Below are 17868 nucleotides of genomic sequence, written 5' to 3' on the forward strand. Positions count from 1 at the left end.
TTGAGGCCAGCGATTGCTGGCCTTTTTTATTATTTGAATTCCTTATGGAAAAGGTGATATGTCTGTCAGTGTTTTAAGACTCTCGAGTTTACTTTTTATCGCAAGCTTAACGGTTGGGTGTTCAAGTGCGCCGGACGAAAGTGTTGACGATGATAACCTCGAAACCTCTGAATACGTCGAAGAGTCCCACCCGAATGATCCTTTTGAAGGCTTCAACCGAGCGATGTGGGATATCAACTACGAATATCTAGATCCTTATTTAGTTCGCCCTGTTTCCCTCGCTTATGTTGACTACACCCCTGTGCCAGTACGTTCTGGTATATCCAATTTTCTAGCCAACTTAGACGAACCATCAAGCATGGTGAATAACCTTATTATGGGCAATGGTGAAAAAGCACTCGACCATTTCAATCGTTTTTGGATTAACTCAACGATTGGTTTGTTAGGCTTAATCGATATTGCCAGCGAAGCGGGGATCACCAAATACGATGATAAGTCGTTCTCTGATGCGATTGGTCATTACGGGGTAGGGAATGGTCCCTACTTCATGGTGCCGGGTTATGGCCCAATAACAACGCGTGAAGTAACTGAAACCGTTGATGGTATGTATGTGCCTCTGTCTTTCTTGAACTTCTGGGCTAGCTTAGGTAAGTGGGCATTTGAAGGTATGGAGACTCGCGCTCAGTTAGTGTCACAAGAATCACTATTGGACGACTCGCCAGATCCATATGCTTTGACTCGTGAGGTCTACATTCAACGTCGTGACTTTAAAGCCGAAATTGAACCTGAAGAGTTTGATCTCGAAGAAGAAGACTTCATTGATGGTTATCTAGAAGATTACTAGAAATACGTTTTAGAAAATCGACAAAAGAAAGGCTCGATGTTGATACAACATCGAGCCTTTTTAATGCTTGTTACTTTAGATTAAGTAAAACAGATTAGAAGCGGTAGTTAGCTTGTACACCAACTAGCCAAACATTACCCGTTGTTGTACCAATAAATTGGCCGCCAACAGCTTCGGCTGCATCGTCAGATGCGTAACCGCGAGATTCTGTGATGGGAGCATCTTTAGCAATGATGTAAGTAAAGCCAGCATCCAATGAAAGCTGTTCAGACCATTGGTAACCAGCACCAACACTTAACCATGTGCGGTCAGTTTCTGGAATAGTGATAGTACGGTTTTTATCGCTAACTGCAGAAGTATCGTAAGCCACACCTGTACGTAGTGCCAGTTTAGGGTCAATTTGGTAAGTTGCGCCTACAGCAAAGCGATAGTTATCTTCCCAATTCTCAACCTTAACTGTATGGCTACCATATGTATCTAGCTCAGCTTGCAATTTTTCGAAAGAACTCCAGTCAGTCCAATTAAAACTAGCATGGATTGCAAGTGCTTTAGTGAGTTGATGGAAACTTGCAAGCTCTGCTGTTGCAGGAAGTGCTAACATCATATGTCCATTGTCACGTTGACCAGGTGTCATGCCAAAGCCGATGCCTTCTGCGTGACCTTCTAACTTCAGCTCAACCTCAGACTTGTAGGCAAAACCGATACGGTGGTCTTCGTTGATCTGCCACGCTGTACCTACTTGCCAACCCCAAGCGGTGTCTTCACCTTCCATATATTTCAGTGTAGTGCCTTCTGGAGCTGAGATCGGCATTTGGTTTGAATCTAGACCAATTGCATTTTTCGCTGGTGCTGTTGCACCGAAGCTGCCTTCACCCATAACGTAACGGATACCGCCACCAATGCTTACTTGCTCAACAACTTGATAAGCGAAGTTTAAGTTAGCTTCTTTAGTGATTACGCTTGCTTCGTTACCGAAATGAGATGCGTTGAAGTCGTCACCTAAATTCGTTTCCATTCCGTAATTCGTGCCAAATGCAAAACCGATAGCAAACTTTTCGTTGTAACGGTGAGAAATGTAAAGATTCGGGATAATAGCGTCATCTGCGAAATCGTTTGAAGATGCTTGGCTTGTACCTAACGCTGGGTGAGCGTGGTTTACTTCACCTTTAACATCAATGTTAGGGTTAACGTAAATACCACCAACAGAAACTTGTGTACCTTCTAGGTAAGTCAGCATTGCAGGGTTACGCCATTGAGCATCTGCACCGTCTGCCATTGCTGCTTCACCAGCGTATGCGCGGCCTAGGCCTGTTGCCGAGTATTCTGCTAGTTGAAAACCTGCCGCGTGAGTTACGGTAGAAGTCGAAAGTAGTCCAACTGCCACAGCAGCAGATAGAAGAGTCTTATTCATTTTCATTATTATGTTCGCTGAATCATAAGTATTTAGTGGCGTGATTCTACTTTTAGAGTCATTACTTTAAAAATGAAATTCGAATAAAACAGTGTTTTAGGGATTTAATGAGTAAATGTGTTTAATTATTAGAGAAATAATCTAAATGTTTCGGCTGTGTTGCGAAGTTTGAGCGTACACTTGTAGTCATATATTGGTCTTGCAGGCTACAGCTGTAAGCTTAAATTGAAGTGGGTCAGTGGTTTAGGTAATAAAAAAGGGTCGCATAATGCGACCCTTTGGGGATAAATTATTAGCTTATATTAGAAGCTACGGCTGTACTGCAGACCCATCAGGATTGCATCAGCATGTGTTGTTGCGTTAACACCGGTTGAAAGCCCAGGAGCGACTGGCGTAGTTTCTGATACATCTACATCATCACCCATTAGGTATGTGAAGCCGAAGTCAACATTAGAAACTGTGTCAATGTGGTATGTGAAACCAGCAGAGAACCATTGACGATCAGAATCTGGAACAGAAATTGAAGTCAGTTCATCCTGTGCACTTGTGTCGTACATGTAACCTGCACGAAGAGTCCAATCAGAGTTTAGGTAGTATGTACCACCAATAGCGTAGTGCCAGCCATCTTGCCATTGGTATTGTTTCGCATACGACGAGCCAAGAGGTGAGCCTTGTAAGTTTTCAAAGTCGATTTGATCGAATGCACCCCAACCAATCCATTGTACAGAGTAGTGAACTGCGAATTTAGTATCTTCGATTTTGTGGTAACCCGAGAATTCAGCGATATCAGGTAAAGGTAAGGTGATTTCTTGGCCTTTATCATCTTTAGCTGTGATCTCTGGACTGTAGCGGTAAGCTAAGCCGAAGCGGTTGTTTTCGTCTAGTTCATATACAGTACCAACATTGAAGCCCACAGCCCAACCATCAGCCTCATCAACATCGACTAATGTTGTTCCGGCAGGAACTAAACCGCCACTAGCTACACCTAGAGCTGCACTAGTTTCTCTTTTCATGGTGCCTTGACCGTAAATAAGGTCTAAACCTGCACCAAAGCTCCATTGTTTATTCAGTCGGTATGAACCAGCAAGGCCAAAGTTAATGCTCTGAACATCTGTTAAGCCGCCGTATTCAGCTGCAGTATAACTATCATCAAACTCTGTCTTAGTACCGAAGTTTGAGTACGCATTAACACCCCAAGCGAATTTATCATTTACTGGAACGATAAGGTGGATATTTGGCGCGATAGATGTATCACCAACATCATCCGTGTCGGCAACCGGAATTGGACTGCCATTAATATTGTATTCAGCATCGTTTACTTCAATCATTGAAGTAATGCTTTCAAAACCAAGCGAAAGCTCAGTTTTGTCAAATAGTGCCATTGCTGCAGGGTTACGTGCCATTACTGACGCGTTATCTGCGATTACTGCATCACCAGCGAAAGCACGGCCGATGCCGGTTGCTGATTGTGCGTTAAGTTGGAAACCTGCTGCCATCGCTTGCGAAGACGCCAGTGTAATTGTTACTGCTAAAAGAGACTTTTTAAACAGACGCGTGTTGTTGGTAGTCATTCATTTATTCCTTTATATATCCGCCTCTACAGGGCGATTAATTTGAGCAATTGCTCAATGGTGGCTGATCCTATTCGCAAGTATACGATATACAAATCCGACCATTGGGAATTTTGAGTGGAAAATTATGGAAATGACGCCTATCTGGCACGAAAATGGTGTGAAATGCTGTTTTTTAGAGTTTTAACTCTAGAGGTATTGGTGGTGTGAATGGTTTTGTGGTTTATTTATAAATAAAGCCCAGCAATATCAGTAATATAATTGCTGGGCCTTTTGTGACGGGGCTTTAAGAGCGAATTAGCTCATTGGTTTGATCATTTTTGTCAGCTTTTCGGCGATTTTGGAAACATCCTCACCATTTTCACCCACAAGGATTAAGCTGCTGCCATCTACGGGTGTTACCGAGCCGGACATGCCTTTTTCATCAAAATCGATAGGTTTGTCTGTTGGAATACCGGTTAAAAACAGTGTTACTTTGCCTTTTGCGCCTTGGAAGACCATATGTACTGCGTTGGATTTACCAAAGCCACAGTGGTTTAGGTAATAAACATGGTAAGGGAAAGCGTCATCAAACTGAAAAGCAAATGGGTTCATTTTTGCGTTGATCTGCTGCGATGTAACCTGTTCATCGATGCTACTAACAAAGCTCTTCTCATCAACAACATGCTTCATCGCTGTATCAACTAAACTAGCTTGCGCAGGTGAAACGAATGCATTTCCCCAATTCACTTGGCCAACTAATAAACCTGCAACGAATGCTACTGAGGCGGCCATTGCCATTGCTCGTCTCGCAAACGTTGGCCTTACTACTTTGCTTTCTTCGCTTGAGGTCTGATTGAACAGAATACGATCAGCAAGATCGTCTGGCACATCCACATTCATCGCAGAGTGGATCTGTTTATCAAGCGCTAGTACATCGTCTAAGAAGTTACTATTGGCTTCGCTATTCGCGGTCGCATCAACAATATCTTGTGTACGTTGTTTAGGTTCCGACAATACACGACGACGAAATTCCAAATCATCCATTATGTTGCCCCCTCTCTGCCTCTTCTGTATCCAACAGCTCTTTCAACTGATTTCGAGCTCTGAATAAACGTGTCATCACCGTGTTTTTGTTGAGATCGAGAATATCGGCAATCTCATCACCACTAAAACCACCAATCACTTGCAAGAAGAGAGGTTCACGGTAATCAATTTCAAGTTTCATGATCTGGGCTTGCAACCACTGATGCTGATGGTGCGGGTCATCACTGACACTAGCATCGTTACCGTGATCGTCGATATCAACCAGATCAAACTGTTTGCGTTCAAAACGTCGAGCGTTCTCGCGTCTCAAGATGGTAATCAGCCAAGATTTGGCGGCTTTTTCATCTTGAAGGCTATCGAGTGACTTCCATGCACGAAGGCAAGTTTCTTGAACTAAGTCTTCGGCAATGCTTTTGTCTTTGCATAACCAATAGGCGTAGCGAAAGAGGTCACGATGATAGGCGCGCACAAGTGCTTCGTATTTTCTTTGTTTGTCCATATCAGAGTTGACCGGACGCTTGGCTGTTTTCTTTCCAAACATTTTTATTATTGACACACGAGCCTCCATAATTGCTCTGCGTATAGCTGTCCTCTATACGTTGTGCTTCGTTTTTATATTTTTAGAGCTAACGATCGGCAGGAAATCGTAAAATCACATTAAAATTGATCTACTTCAAAATCTAAGGCCTCGAACTCGTTATAGTACACCTTGTCGTCTAGTTAGTCATTCGTGGCTAGCATGTTGAGCAAGACGACACTTCCTTTTGAAGGCTGACTTTACTTTCTCCTAATCAGGAAACTGATTATTTCAATTGGCGCTAAGTTAATTGCTTTATATACATTCCGACCACACAGCTTTGTGTGGTTTTTTTTGCCTCAAGAAAACCATTCCCTACACAGCGATAACAGTCTTTGCTTACAATAGTTTAGTCTCTTACGACAACCTTTCCCCCAAAAAGGTTCGCCTGAATGCGCAGTTATATTTTCAAACAGTGAGATACTCGTATCACGTTTATTTAAACGCTCGTTTGATTTAATTAACAACTTCTTTACAATGCTTCAGGTCAGACCTCTTAACTTTAAGGAGAAACCATGGGCAAACAGGAAGTCAAAACGCGTTCTGGAGAACGTGTTGCCGTTGTCGCTGGATTACGAACCCCATTTGCTCGTCAGAGCACAGAATTTAGCCAAGTGCCTGCGGTTGACCTAGGCAAAATGGTTGTGAGCGAAATGCTTGCAAGAACGGATGTCGATCCTGCGCTTATCGAACAAGTTGTGTTCGGCCAAGTAGTGCAAATGCCAGAAGCGCCGAACATTGCGCGTGAAATCGTGTTGGGCACAGGCATGAACATCAATACCGATGCCTACAGTGTCACACGAGCATGTGCGACCAGCTTCCAAGCGGCAGTTAACGTGACCGAAAGCATTATGGCTGGCACGATTGATATCGGTATTGCGGGCGGTGCGGACTCTTCTTCTGTATTGCCTATCGGTGTTTCGAAAAAGTTAGCGGCAAATCTATTAGCGCTGAGTAAAACGAAAACTATGGGTCAAAAGCTGAAGATTCTTAAAACGCTTTCCGTAAAAGATTTGATGCCAGTACCACCTGCAGTTGCTGAATACTCGACCGGTTTATCCATGGGACAAACGGCTGAGCAAATGGCTAAGACGCATGGTATTACTCGCGAAGCTCAAGATGCACTTGCTCACCGTTCTCACTCTTTGGCTTCTCAGGCATGGAAAGAAGGCAAGATTAAAGACGAAGTGATGACTGCATTCCCGGCGCCTTACAAAAAGTATCTAGCGGAAGACAACAACATTCGCCACGACTCAACGGTTGAAGGTTACGCTAAGCTGCGTCCTGCTTTTGATAGAAAGTACGGCAGTGTAACGGCAGCCAATGCTACGCCTCTTACCGATGGCGGTGCAGCAGTGATGTTGATGCGCGAAGGTAAAGCGAAAGAACTAGGCTTAGAAGTGCTTGGTTATATTCGTGGTTATGCGTTCTCAGCGATTGGTGTTGAAACAGATATGCTGATGGGCCCGACTTACGCGACCTCACAAGTATTAAAGAACACCGGTTTAGAGTTGTCAGACCTAACACTGATCGAAATGCACGAAGCATTCGCTGCCCAAGTTTTGGCTAACGTGAAAATGTTCGCAAGCGATGAGTTTGCACAGAAGAATCTTGGCCGCGACAAAGCGATCGGTGAGATTGATATGGAGAAGTTCAACGTGCTGGGTAGCTCGATTGCTTACGGACATCCGTTTGCAGCGACTGGCGCACGCATGATGACTCAAACATTACGTGAACTGAAACGTCGCGGTGGCGGCTTGGCACTGAACACAGCGTGTGCGGCTGGTGGTTTAGGTGCAGCAATGATCTTGGAGGTAGAATAATGTCTACGACTCTTGATGCAACAACAGAAAAAGAAACAGTCGCTCAACCAGATTCAACCTCTGCGACTGAATCAACCAAAAAGAAAGCGACAGCATTTACTCTCAATATCGATGAGCAAGATATTGCTTGGTTAGCGATTGATGTACCAAACGAGAAAATGAACACGCTGCAAGCGGCTTTTGCTGAAGAAATGAAAGCCATCTTCGAGCAACTCAAAGAAAAGCAAAGCCGAGTTAAGGGCCTAATCGTTCATTCTCTTAAGCCAGATAACTTTATCGCTGGTGCTGATGTAAGAATGCTTGATGCGTGTAAAACGGCTGACGAAGCACAGTCTCTGGCTCGCCAAGGGCAGGAGATGTTCCAAACGCTTTCTGAACTACCGTACCCAGTAGTCGCAGCGATTCACGGCCCATGTTTAGGTGGTGGTTTAGAGCTTGCACTGGCGTGTGATTACCGTGTATGTACCGATTCAGATAAGACTCGCGTTGGTCTGCCAGAAGTACAGTTAGGTCTGTTACCAGGCTCTGGCGGTACACAGCGTCTACCTCGCCTTATTGGTTTGTTGCCATCTCTTGACCTAATCCTTACGGGTAAGCAACTGCGCGCTAAGAAAGCGAAATCGCTCGGTGTTGTCGATGCTTGTGTGCCTGAAACTATCCTGCTTGAAGTCGCTAAAAGCTTTGTTGAAAAGAATACGGGCAGTAAAAAAGGTAAGCGCCTTGCGTCGAAAAGCCAAGCGTCGACCAAAGAAAAGCTGATTTCACGTAACGGCCTTGGTCGTAAAGTGATTTTTGAACAAGCTTCTAAGAAGACCAATCAGAAAACACGCGGCAATTACCCAGCAGCGGATGCGATTTTAGACGTGATTCGTTATGGCCTTGAGAACGGCTTTGATAAAGGTCTTCAGTATGAAGCGAAGCGTTTCTCAGAACTGGTTATGACTTCAGAGTCTAAAGCCCTTCGTTCGATTTTCTTTGCAACCACGGAAATGAAAAAAGAACACGGCGCAGACGCAGAACCCAAAGCGGTTAAGCGTGTTGGTGTGCTAGGCGGTGGTCTTATGGGCGCAGGCATCAGCCATGTCAGTGTTGCTAAGGCGAAAGTGCCTGTACGCATTAAAGACGTATCAAATGAAGGTGTACTGAACGCGCTTAACTACAACTTCAAGTTGTTCGATAAGCAGCGTAAGCGTCGCATTCTGAGCCGAGCGGGCCTTGAAAGTAAGATGCTTCAACTGTCTGGTGGTATCGACTTTACGAGCTTTAATCACACCGATGTGGTGATTGAAGCGGTATTTGAAGACCTCGACCTTAAGCAGTCAATGGTTGCGGACATCGAAGCCAATGCCAAGCCAGAGACTATTTTCGCGACGAATACGTCTTCATTGCCGATCCATAAGATTGCGGAGAAGGCGCAGCGACCAGAAAACGTGGTCGGTCTTCACTACTTCAGCCCAGCCGAAAAAATGCCGCTAGTAGAAGTTATCCCTCATGAAACGACGTCAGAAGAGACGATTTCTACGGTTGTTGCATTAGCGAAGAAGCAAGGTAAAACGCCGATTGTTGTGAAAGACACGGCTGGTTTTTATGTGAACCGTATTCTTGCTCCGTACATGAACGAAGCAGCGCATTTACTGCTAGCGAACGAGCCGATTGAAAAGCTCGACAGTACGTTATTGGACTTCGGTTTCCCGGTTGGTCCTATCACTTTATTAGATGAGGTGGGTGTTGATATCGGTGCGAAGATCATTCCGATTTTAGTGAATGAGCTTGGCGATCGTTTCCAAGGTCCTGATGTGTTCGATATTCTTTTGAATGACAATCGTAAAGGCCGCAAGAGTGGTAAAGGTTTCTACACTTACAAAGGCAAGAAGAAGGAAGTGGATAAGTCAGTTTACAAGCTGCTTAAGCTGCAACCAGATCCTAAGTTGAGCGATAACGATATCGCGATGCGCTGTGTGTTACCTATGCTAAACGAAGCGGTTCGTTGTCTAGACGACGGCATTATCCGCAGCCCTCGTGATGGTGATATCGGTGCGATTTTCGGTATCGGTTTCCCGCCATTCCTAGGTGGTCCGTTCCGTTATATGGATCAAATCGGCATTAAGTCACTGGTTGAGATGATGAACGATTTCGCTAAGAAGTACGGTGATCGTTTCGCGCCATGTGATGGCCTACTGACACGTGCTGGATTGGGTGAGTCTTTCTACAAGTAACTCTCTAACTCATTGATTAAGAAGCCCGTATCAAGCAATTAATGCGGGCTTTTCTGTTTTATGAACGAGTGTGAAAGGAATGAGATTCCCGACTCAGTCGTTCCTCCTTCTCGGGAATGATGATTGATAGATAAAAAGTAAGTTATTGCGTTGATTAGAAAGGTGGTCAAACACACGTCAATCAAAACTACCGTCATCTCCTAAAGCGACGAAGGAGCGTAATAGGAGATCTGCTTTTGGGCTGCATCCAATAAAAAAGGTTGATGCTTTCACATCAACCTTATGATTTTCATTCCAGCTTTATCAGCCTAGCTCAGTATCTTTCGGGCGTAACTGAAACTCATCAATAGAGCCAATTTCAACACCTGCTGACAGCTTCTCTTCCTCATTATGAGCATTACCGTGAGCATGCATAATCAGGCGATTTGCCGTGCGTGGTTTTAGCTGGCTAACCACAAAACGCATCATGTCTGAGCGAGTTAACCCCTTAAGGTCTTCCAATACGCGCTCTCTCTGGTTGAACTCAACATCCTTATTGCCTATCGCAACCCATAAGCGCTGAGCACGCCCTCGCAAAGTCGTATCTGGTGTCGAAATCTGATTCCAGAGGCCGCGTTTACTGCTGTGCCATTGGTAGTCGTTAAGCTCTAACAACACCATATAAAAGGCGTTGAGAAACTCGTCTATCGAGGTTAATAAGTCTGCTGGAGCAGCATTAGGTGATTGTACATACAACACAATACCTGGGTGTCGGTTGAGCGGCATGTTGCCTGTGCCGACCATGTAACCTAGCTGCTGCTTGGTTCGTATCTCATGGAAGAAAGTGGCTGACATTAAGTGGTTTGCCAGTGAATACAGCGCAATGTTTTTAGGCGAGATATCCGGGCACTGGTAATAAACAACGATTGCCGAATCATCTTGGTTGCACACCACCTCACGTTGGAAGCTGCCGTTTTCACCCAGCATAATTAGCGGACGCAGCGACTCTTCGTAAGCCTGATCTTGAACGCGCAGTGCATCTTTTAGCGTTTCTGCCATTTTGTGTGCATCGGCTTTCTTCCAGTCGCCATACACAAACATCTCAACATGCAGTTCCGCTAAGATTGCTTGAACGAAAGAAGAGAGCTCATCGACTTCTATCGTTTCCAGAGCTTCAATTAACACCGAATAGGGCGGATTATTTGGCTGAAGTATCCCAGTCATCGCATTAAACAGCTGTGAAATAGGGCGATCTTGCGACGCGTTATTCCAGTTTCTGAGTAATTGATGCTTAATCGTTTCGAAGCGTGCTGGACTAAAGTCGCGTGCTTGGAAGCGTTCAAGAATCATATTGAGTAGTTGTGGCTGTTTCTCGCTAAATCCAGACAGAGTGAGAGTTACCCCGCCTTGATGGGTATACATGTTGTAACCCATACCGGCGATTTCAGCCTGATAGGTGTCTTTTTCCAGAGAGTCTAGGAACATCTCTACACACAAGCGTGTTTTTACGATATTTCTCGGGCTGGCGACTGAGTGCGGGCTGTCGATAGCGACATATACCACACCTTTAGGTACTCGAAATTGATGGTCTTGCAGGTGCCATAGCTTAAAGCCGTCGAGCTCTTCTAAAAGTTGTGGGTATTTAGCATCACCTTCGAGCTCAGTTGGGTCTAGATCGTAGCAAATAAATGGGTTCTTACTTGGGAGCTCAAACTGCCAACCGGGGTTAATGCACGTAAAGCATTGAACTTGTTCTGCGCTAAAAGGCGTGACTGAGTAGGGCGTAAAATACCATTTTGCTTCTCTGTCATACTCGAAACCTTGAGCAACAATGGTTGCACGCATATTGTCGACGTTTAAATAAGGAAGCAAAGAACGTTGTAATTCGTCATCGAAATGCGACATTTTGTAATCGCCATACACTACATCTTGTTCTTGGTAGTGTTGCATGTTGATAACAAGGTGGCTGACGACATCAAGCGGCTTTGCTGGCTCTTGAAAGCGGAAAGCTGACTCTAAAACGGCACGTTTTTCTAGGTAACGCCACTCTTCTATGCCTTGTTGTTCTACTAATTTGATGTACTGAAATATCGCTTGGATGATGTTATCGGTTTTGGTTAAACCTTCGATGGTCAATGAGCAGCTGACCGTGAAATCACGGTAGTTACTGCCGCTCGCCCCACCACCCGCAGAGAGGGATGTTATCCAACCTTTCTCTTTGAGTTGCATCATCAAGCTACCTTCTCCTTCGTAACCCAATAGGTGTGCGAAGAATGACAGTGGTTTAACACCGTAGTGTTCGTCCATGCTTGGCATCGGGAAGGTTAAGATAAGTTTTCGCACTTCTTTAATCGGCTCAACACGGACTTGAACGCCCGTGCTTAACTCGCCGATAATCGGTACTTCAACCTTCTTGCCTTGCAGGTTGTGATTGGTAATCGAGCTAAAGCGATCCTCAACCCAGCCTTGCATCTCATCTAAGGGTTGATTGCCAGACAGAGTCAGCGTCATCAGGTCTGCAGAATATTGTTGCTGGTGGAAAGTTAAAATCTCTTGTCGAATCGTCTCGCCGTTTCTGTCGCCCAACGTATCGATATTACCGACAGAAAACTTCGAGAATGGGTGATTGTGATTCACCAGTTCTTTGGTAACTTGGTACAAGCGTCGCGAATCGTCGTTGAGTTTCATCTTATATTCGGAATCAACGGCTTGACGTTCTTTATCTAATGCCTCTTCGTTGAACAGCGGAGCGGTAAAAAATTGGCTGAAGCGATCGAGTGCGGTTTCAAACGCATTCAATTCAACATCAAAAAAGAAGCAGGTGTGCTCTGTTCCTGTCCAAGCATTGTTGCTGCCGCCATGCTGGCTGATAAAACTTTGGAACTCTCCGACCTTTGGATACTTTTCAGTTCCTAAAAATAGCATATGCTCTAAGTAGTGAGCTAAACCCTCTCGGTCTGTAGGGTCATCAAAATGCCCCACATTGACGGCTAATGCGGCTGCTGCTTTTTGAGCATTTTGGTCCTGAACTAACAGTACACGTAACCCGTTATTTAAGGTTATGTAGCGGTATTGATGTTCATCATTTGGGCTTAAGTGCACAGGAGCATCTCCAGAGAAGGTGGTTTTTAAATTATGTACCCGATGATTCGGCGTGCAAACCTTGTAATCATATTTTGGGATATGAAGTGCTTTTTGGCGATTTCTAAATCACTTTTATCGATTTTTATCAGTAATTTATTTTCTTTTAACAAGATTGTTAAGAAAGTCGAACTCTTTGGCAAGTGACTTGATATAATTATTTATATTGACTGCGGTTTCTCTGGATTGAGAGCCAAACCTAAGTAGCGTTTCGCTGATATATGGGATATATCGACTTTCGACATGTTACGAAGACAGGATTGAACATGAAAATATTCATTATGCGCCACGGTGAAGCAGAACATTTTGCGGATTCGGATGCAGAACGAGCGTTGACCAAGCGCGGGAAAATGGCTTCTCTTGCAGTGGCACAAGCTGCAAATGAGCAGGGGATTAGTCAATTCGATAAAGTGCTGGTGAGTCCATATTTAAGGGCACAAGAAACGTGGTTAGAGATATCTCAGGCATTTTCTGGAAAGAAAGTCGAAACCTGTGATGATATTACGCCTTATGGTATGTCCGACGATGTGTTTGATTTGACCTTAGCAATGGCTGAAGTAGAAAAACTAGAGACCATTTTATTTGTTTCTCATTTACCTCTAGTGGGCTACCTAACAGCAGAGTTTGCAACGGGCATGGCACCGCCTATGTTTCCCACTTCGGGCTTAGCGTGTATCGACTTCAATCTTGAGACACAAAAAGGTGAGTTACTTTGGAACATCAATCCATAGTGAAAGTGAAGACAACCTTTCAATTGGAATACTAAAGTGAAAAGGGCATCTCAATGATTTGAGATGCCCTTTTTTGTTTTTGGTGATGGAGCGATTCGCAAGCCAGCATTACTTCTCAGGAATCGAAAGCAGTACCAACAACGCACCGTTACCGCCAAATTCTAATGGCGCTTGGTGAAAAGCCATCACATCAGGGTGTTGTGCTAACCACAACGGCACTTTCTGTTTAAGGATGTGTTTACCGATACCATGCTGAACACAGGCACACGCCACGCTCTCTTTTACGCAGTGCGCAATCATAGCGCCAAGTTCACGTTTGGCTTCTTGTTGAGTCATACCATGCATATCGAGATACACATCAGGAACGTAGACACCGCGACGTAGACGCTTTACCTCATATTTCGAGACATCATCACGCGCATAGCGTGTCGGACCCTCTTCGCTAAGGTGTGGAATGAACTCATCCGAGAAATAAAACTCGCTATCACTGGCTTGTCTTGCCGTTCGAGTAATTTCTTTTTGCTTGGCATTTCTTTTTGGCTGCTGGACTATGGTATCCTGTTGCAACTTTTTAACGCCCTTTACTGCATCGTTGAACAGGGCGAAATCGTCATCGAAGTCGGTGTCTTTTTTGCTCATCAGGTTATGAATTCTAATTAGAAACGTAATTAGCAGTATTGTAGCGCTTTTCGGAGACAATTTTGGATAAGATTTTTGTAGAAGAAGCGGTATCAGAACTACACACGCTTCAAGATGTGATTCGTTGGACTGTTAGCCGCTTTAACGCAGCGGGCCTATTTTATGGTCACGGCACTGATAACGCGTGGGATGAGGCAGTACAACTTATCTTACCTACTCTTTATCTGCCGATTGATGTTCCTTCGCATGTGATGAACTCTCGTCTAACGAGCAGCGAGCGTCTGCGTATTGTTGAGCGCGTAATTAAGCGTATTAATGATCGTACACCAACGGCTTACCTAACCAACAAAGCTTGGTTCTGTGGTCTTGAGTTCTTCGTTGATGAGCGTGTTCTCGTACCTCGTTCTCCAATTGGTGAGCTGATCGAAGCTCAATTCCAACCTTGGTTAACTGAAGAACCAGCTCGCATCATGGATATGTGTACGGGTAGTGGTTGTATTGCTATTGCTTGTGCTCACGCATTCCCTGAAGCAGAAGTTGACGCAATTGACATCTCTACTGATGCATTGCAAGTTGCAGAGCAGAACGTTCAAGATCACGGCATGGAGCAACAAGTGTTCCCAATCCGTTCTGATCTGTTCCGTGATCTGCCAAAAGAGAAATACAACCTGATCGTATCTAACCCGCCTTATGTGGACGAAGAAGATATGAATAGCCTGCCGGATGAGTTTACTCATGAACCAGAACTTGGCTTAGCTGCGGGTACAGATGGTCTGAAATTGGTTCGCCGTATCCTAGCTAACGCACCAGACTACCTAACTGACGACGGTATTCTTATCTGTGAAGTAGGTAACTCAATGGTTCACATGATGGATCAGTACCCTGAGATTCCATTCACTTGGATTGAATTCTCTAACGGTGGTCACGGCGTATTCATGATCACTCGCGAACAGCTCGTTGCTTGTGCTGATGAGTTCTCTATCTACAAAGACTAGTTAATAACGGCTAGTTTTTAGCTTCGTACTTGGTAAGACGTTCTATTTGAAACGTTTTAATTTAAACGCCATGCAGCAATGCATGGCGTTTTTTATTGCCGCCATTTTGGGATTAAGTAATCAACGCAGAATAAATAATGTTCAATATTTAGTTGCCTAATATGCATAGCTATTACATATTGGTGACTAATGTTTAGCCGATTTAGTGAGTTAAGGAGAATTCGCGATGAGCTTTGATACATGGATTTATTATTTGTTGGCAGTACTGATTTTAACGGCATCGCCGGGCCCAAGTTCTTTATTGTGTATGACCAAAGGTGTGCAATCGGGCTTTAAATTATCAATATTTACTGCCTTGGGGAGCTTAACTGCGATTACTGGTATTTTAACTTTATCGTTTACCGGGCTAGGGGTAATTATTGCTTCGTCTGAAGTGGTATTTAATGTCATAAAATGGACTGGTGCAGCTTATCTGATCTTCCTCGGTTGGAAGTCTCTGCGCTCTAGCCAACAAGATTATGACAAGTTATCGGATCAACAAGGCGGTGCTCAATCTGTCAAAGAAAGCGCTGCGCAGCATTACTTAAGTGGCTTTATTGTTGGCGCGAGTAACCCCAAAGCTATCTTGTTTTTTACTGCACTTTTCCCACAGTTTATTGATCCCTCAATTGCGCTATTACCACAGTTTACCGTGTTTGCTTTTACCTTCGCAGTGATGGAATTGTCTTGGTTATTGGTGTATGCCTACTTGGGGGCGAAGTCGTCAAATTGGTTGTTTGCGAAAGGTCGAGCCAAGGTCTTTAATCGTGTCACTGGAGGTGTCTTTATTGGGGCTGGCGCACTGCTTTCGACGACCAGTCGAGCATAACTTTCTGTTTTATCAGAGAGGTGAATGGTTACAGAATATTCTTGATGCTGTCATAAAAGGTTAATATTAATGTGCTTGCTGCTTTTGGCGAAAAGCCGATATATTGTAGTTACACCATCACGTTCTCAAGGAGAGACATATGCAGCATCAAGAAATGATTCAACACAGTAACTTTGGCGTAATCAGTCGTACTTGGATTTTCTCTACCCTTTCTCTAGTGGGTATTCTTGCTCTAATGTAGTCAGCTTCATGGCTCTATAGTTTTAGTTTTTATTATGAAATCACTTGTTAAAAAGTCTTCAAAGTCAGAACTCTTTCTCTTATAAATGTGGCTTTTCTCATCAGGCTAGCCACTTAACTTTTTCTTAGTCATCTTCTTCTAGCAAGCATCCCCCAGTAATTTACTCCTAGTCACCACTTTCTTCTTGTGGAATGGTTTATCACCTTACCTCTATAAACAAGCGCCATCGCACTTCTGAAGTTGTTACGAAACTGTGATAATCTTAAGTTATCTTTTATCTACAGTGTATCTCTCATGTCTGTCTGGGATTCTATTTCATTTAACAATCGATTTACTGCATTACCTCGACTGTTCTATACCCCAATTCAACCTACACCGCTCAGCAATGTCCAATGGCTCGCATGGAATCATAAGCTTGCGGATGAACTCGGTTTTTTGTCATTTGATGATGCTTCCGAGGAATTGCTTGAAACGTTATCTGGCAATGTTGAACCTGAGCAGTTTTCGCCTGTAGCAATGAAATACGCAGGCCACCAGTTTGGTTCTTATAACCCGGATTTAGGTGATGGAAGAGGGCTGTTATTAGCTCAAATTGTCGCGAAAAGTGGCGAAACGTTCGATTTACACCTTAAAGGTGCCGGTAAAACGCCCTATTCACGTATGGGCGATGGACGCGCTGTTATTCGATCAACCGTTCGTGAGTACTTATGTAGCGAAGCGATGGCAGGGCTCAATATCCCAACCACTCGCGCGTTGGCTATGATGACCAGCGACACACCGGTATATCGAGAGAAGCAAGAGTGGGGCGCATTGTTGGTGCGTGCTGCCGAATCACACATCCGTTTCGGTCACTTTGAACATCTGTTTTATACCAATCAGTTGGCTGAGCATAAGTTGCTGGCCGATAAAGTCATTGAATGGCACTTCCCTGAGTGTCTCGATGAAGAGAAACCCTACGCTGCTATGTTTAATCAGATTGTTGACCGTACCGCGGAGATGATTGCGTTGTGGCAAGCGAATGGTTTTGCTCATGGCGTGATGAACACCGATAACATGTCGATCATCGGGCAAACTTTCGATTATGGTCCGTTCGCGTTTCTTGATGAATATGACCCAAGATTGATCTGTAATCACTCGGATTACCAAGGTCGTTATGCTTTTAACCAGCAGCCAAGAATAGGGCTTTGGAACCTGTCGGCACTGGCTCACTCACTTTCTCCGCTGGTGGATAAGGCCGACTTAGAGGCGGCTTTAGAGCAGTACGAACCGCAAATGAACGGTTACTTTAGTCAGATGATGCGTCGTAAGTTGGGGCTACTTTCGAAACAAGAAGGCGACAGTCGTTTGTTTGAATCTATGTTCGAGCTGATGTCGCAAAACAAAGTCGACTACCCAAGGTTCTTTAGAACGCTATCGAACCTAGACACCTTGTCGCCACAAGAAGTGATTGATCTGATAATTGATCGAGAGGCAGCAAAACTGTGGGTAGATAACTACTTACAACGCTGCGAATTGGAAGATAGCTCAGTGGTCGAGCGCTGCGAAAATATGAGACAGGTAAACCCGAAATACATCCTCAGAAACTACCTAGCTCAGCTAGCGATAGACAAAGCAGAGCGCGGTGATAGCAGCGATATTGACGCTTTGATGGTGGTACTGGCAGACCCTTATGCGGAACACCCGGATTATGAATACCTTGCGGCTCTACCTCCTGAGTGGGGTAAAGCCATGGAGATCAGCTGCTCTTCATAACCAACCAATAGCGGATTAAGCCCTAAAGATTCAGATAGAGGTCACTAAGTTGTG

At 44.4% G+C, this 17868-nt stretch carries 13 protein-coding genes; 7 read left to right on the forward strand and 6 right to left on the reverse strand.

Annotation, left to right across the window (positions count from 1 at the left end):
- Positions 1-58: 58 nt before the first annotated feature.
- Positions 59-844: a VacJ family lipoprotein gene (locus F0229_RS12205; RefSeq protein WP_102332828.1), complete on the forward strand. Its 786-nt coding sequence runs from the start codon at positions 59-61 to the stop codon at positions 842-844.
- Positions 845-938: 94 nt separating this feature from the next.
- Here the strand turns inward: F0229_RS12205 and F0229_RS12210 are convergent, their stop codons facing one another.
- The 4 genes from F0229_RS12210 to F0229_RS12225 all read right to left on the reverse strand — a co-directional run bounded on the left by F0229_RS12210 (position 939) and on the right by F0229_RS12225 (position 5393).
- On the reverse strand, positions 939-2261 hold the full coding sequence (locus F0229_RS12210; RefSeq protein WP_010439423.1) for an outer membrane protein transport protein: 1323 nt from the start codon (positions 2259-2261) through the stop codon (positions 939-941).
- A gap of 296 nt (positions 2262-2557) precedes the next feature.
- Positions 2558-3826 (reverse strand): outer membrane protein transport protein, encoded by a 1269-nt coding sequence (locus F0229_RS12215; protein ID WP_069597167.1) that lies wholly within the window; start codon positions 3824-3826, stop codon positions 2558-2560.
- Positions 3827-4123: 297 nt separating this feature from the next.
- The gene (locus tag F0229_RS12220; RefSeq protein WP_017060647.1) at positions 4124-4852 is read right to left on the reverse strand and encodes a DUF3379 domain-containing protein; all 729 of its coding nucleotides are present in this window, start codon (positions 4850-4852) and stop codon (positions 4124-4126) included.
- Complete coding sequence (locus tag F0229_RS12225; protein WP_017060646.1) at positions 4845-5393, reverse strand: sigma-70 family RNA polymerase sigma factor; 549 nt, start codon at positions 5391-5393, stop codon at positions 4845-4847. The genes F0229_RS12220 and F0229_RS12225 overlap by 8 nt, the downstream gene beginning before the upstream one ends.
- A 551-nt stretch (positions 5394-5944) precedes the next feature.
- Between F0229_RS12225 and fadI the strand changes: the two genes are divergently transcribed.
- Positions 5945-7252 carry an acetyl-CoA C-acyltransferase FadI gene (gene fadI, locus F0229_RS12230; RefSeq protein WP_017060645.1) on the forward strand — a complete coding sequence of 436 codons (1308 nt, stop codon included), beginning with the start codon at positions 5945-5947 and terminating at the stop codon, positions 7250-7252.
- Positions 7252-9468, forward strand: coding sequence for a fatty acid oxidation complex subunit alpha FadJ (gene fadJ, locus F0229_RS12235; RefSeq protein ID WP_102332825.1), 2217 nt, complete (start codon positions 7252-7254; stop codon positions 9466-9468). The genes fadI and fadJ overlap by 1 nt, the downstream gene beginning before the upstream one ends.
- A 303-nt stretch (positions 9469-9771) precedes the next feature.
- Here the strand turns inward: fadJ and F0229_RS12240 are convergent, their stop codons facing one another.
- Positions 9772-12549, reverse strand: coding sequence for an insulinase family protein (locus F0229_RS12240; RefSeq protein ID WP_171732948.1), 2778 nt, complete (start codon positions 12547-12549; stop codon positions 9772-9774).
- 305 nt (positions 12550-12854) lie between these two features.
- Between F0229_RS12240 and sixA the strand changes: the two genes are divergently transcribed.
- Entirely contained in the window at positions 12855-13319 is a 465-nt protein-coding gene (sixA, locus tag F0229_RS12245) for a phosphohistidine phosphatase SixA (protein ID WP_019824826.1), read from the forward strand.
- A gap of 108 nt (positions 13320-13427) precedes the next feature.
- On the opposite strand, the gene smrB is transcribed toward sixA, so the two are convergent.
- Positions 13428-13958 carry an endonuclease SmrB gene (gene smrB / locus F0229_RS12250; protein WP_048661493.1) on the reverse strand — a complete coding sequence of 177 codons (531 nt, stop codon included), beginning with the start codon at positions 13956-13958 and terminating at the stop codon, positions 13428-13430.
- A 62-nt stretch (positions 13959-14020) separates the two neighbouring features.
- Here smrB and prmB point away from each other — a divergent pair, with 62 nt between their 5' ends.
- From prmB to F0229_RS12265, 3 genes are all read left to right on the forward strand, one after another.
- Positions 14021-14953, forward strand: coding sequence for a 50S ribosomal protein L3 N(5)-glutamine methyltransferase (prmB, locus tag F0229_RS12255; protein ID WP_171732949.1), 933 nt, complete (start codon positions 14021-14023; stop codon positions 14951-14953).
- A 226-nt stretch (positions 14954-15179) separates the two neighbouring features.
- A complete protein-coding gene (locus tag F0229_RS12260) occupies positions 15180-15821 on the forward strand; it encodes a LysE family translocator (RefSeq protein WP_017060639.1) in 642 nt (213 codons plus the stop codon).
- A 535-nt stretch (positions 15822-16356) separates the two neighbouring features.
- On the forward strand, positions 16357-17814 hold the full coding sequence (locus tag F0229_RS12265; protein ID WP_065583674.1) for a protein adenylyltransferase SelO: 1458 nt from the start codon (positions 16357-16359) through the stop codon (positions 17812-17814).
- Positions 17815-17868 lie beyond the last annotated feature (54 nt).

Origin of the sequence: Vibrio sp. AIC-3 (assembly GCF_013114515.1) — a bacterium.
GTDB lineage: Bacteria > Pseudomonadota > Gammaproteobacteria > Enterobacterales > Vibrionaceae > Vibrio > Vibrio crassostreae_C.

Bases quoted from the DNA above. Each gene is read 5' to 3' on its own strand.
- F0229_RS12205 (WP_102332828.1), top strand. From the start codon at position 59: ATGTCTGTCAGTGTTTTAAGACTCTCGAGTTTACTTTTTATCGCAAGC.
- F0229_RS12210 (WP_010439423.1), bottom strand. From the start codon at position 2,261: ATGAAAATGAATAAGACTCTTCTATCTGCTGCTGTGGCAGTTGGACTA.
- F0229_RS12215 (WP_069597167.1), bottom strand. From the start codon at position 3,826: ATGACTACCAACAACACGCGTCTGTTTAAAAAGTCTCTTTTAGCAGTA.
- F0229_RS12220 (WP_017060647.1), bottom strand. From the start codon at position 4,852: ATGGATGATTTGGAATTTCGTCGTCGTGTATTGTCGGAACCTAAACAA.
- F0229_RS12225 (WP_017060646.1), bottom strand. From the start codon at position 5,393: ATGTTTGGAAAGAAAACAGCCAAGCGTCCGGTCAACTCTGATATGGAC.
- fadI (WP_017060645.1), top strand. From the start codon at position 5,945: ATGGGCAAACAGGAAGTCAAAACGCGTTCTGGAGAACGTGTTGCCGTT.
- fadJ (WP_102332825.1), top strand. From the start codon at position 7,252: ATGTCTACGACTCTTGATGCAACAACAGAAAAAGAAACAGTCGCTCAA.
- sixA (WP_019824826.1), top strand. From the start codon at position 12,855: ATGAAAATATTCATTATGCGCCACGGTGAAGCAGAACATTTTGCGGAT.
- smrB (WP_048661493.1), bottom strand. From the start codon at position 13,958: ATGAGCAAAAAAGACACCGACTTCGATGACGATTTCGCCCTGTTCAAC.
- F0229_RS12260 (WP_017060639.1), top strand. From the start codon at position 15,180: ATGAGCTTTGATACATGGATTTATTATTTGTTGGCAGTACTGATTTTA.
- F0229_RS12265 (WP_065583674.1), top strand. From the start codon at position 16,357: ATGTCTGTCTGGGATTCTATTTCATTTAACAATCGATTTACTGCATTA.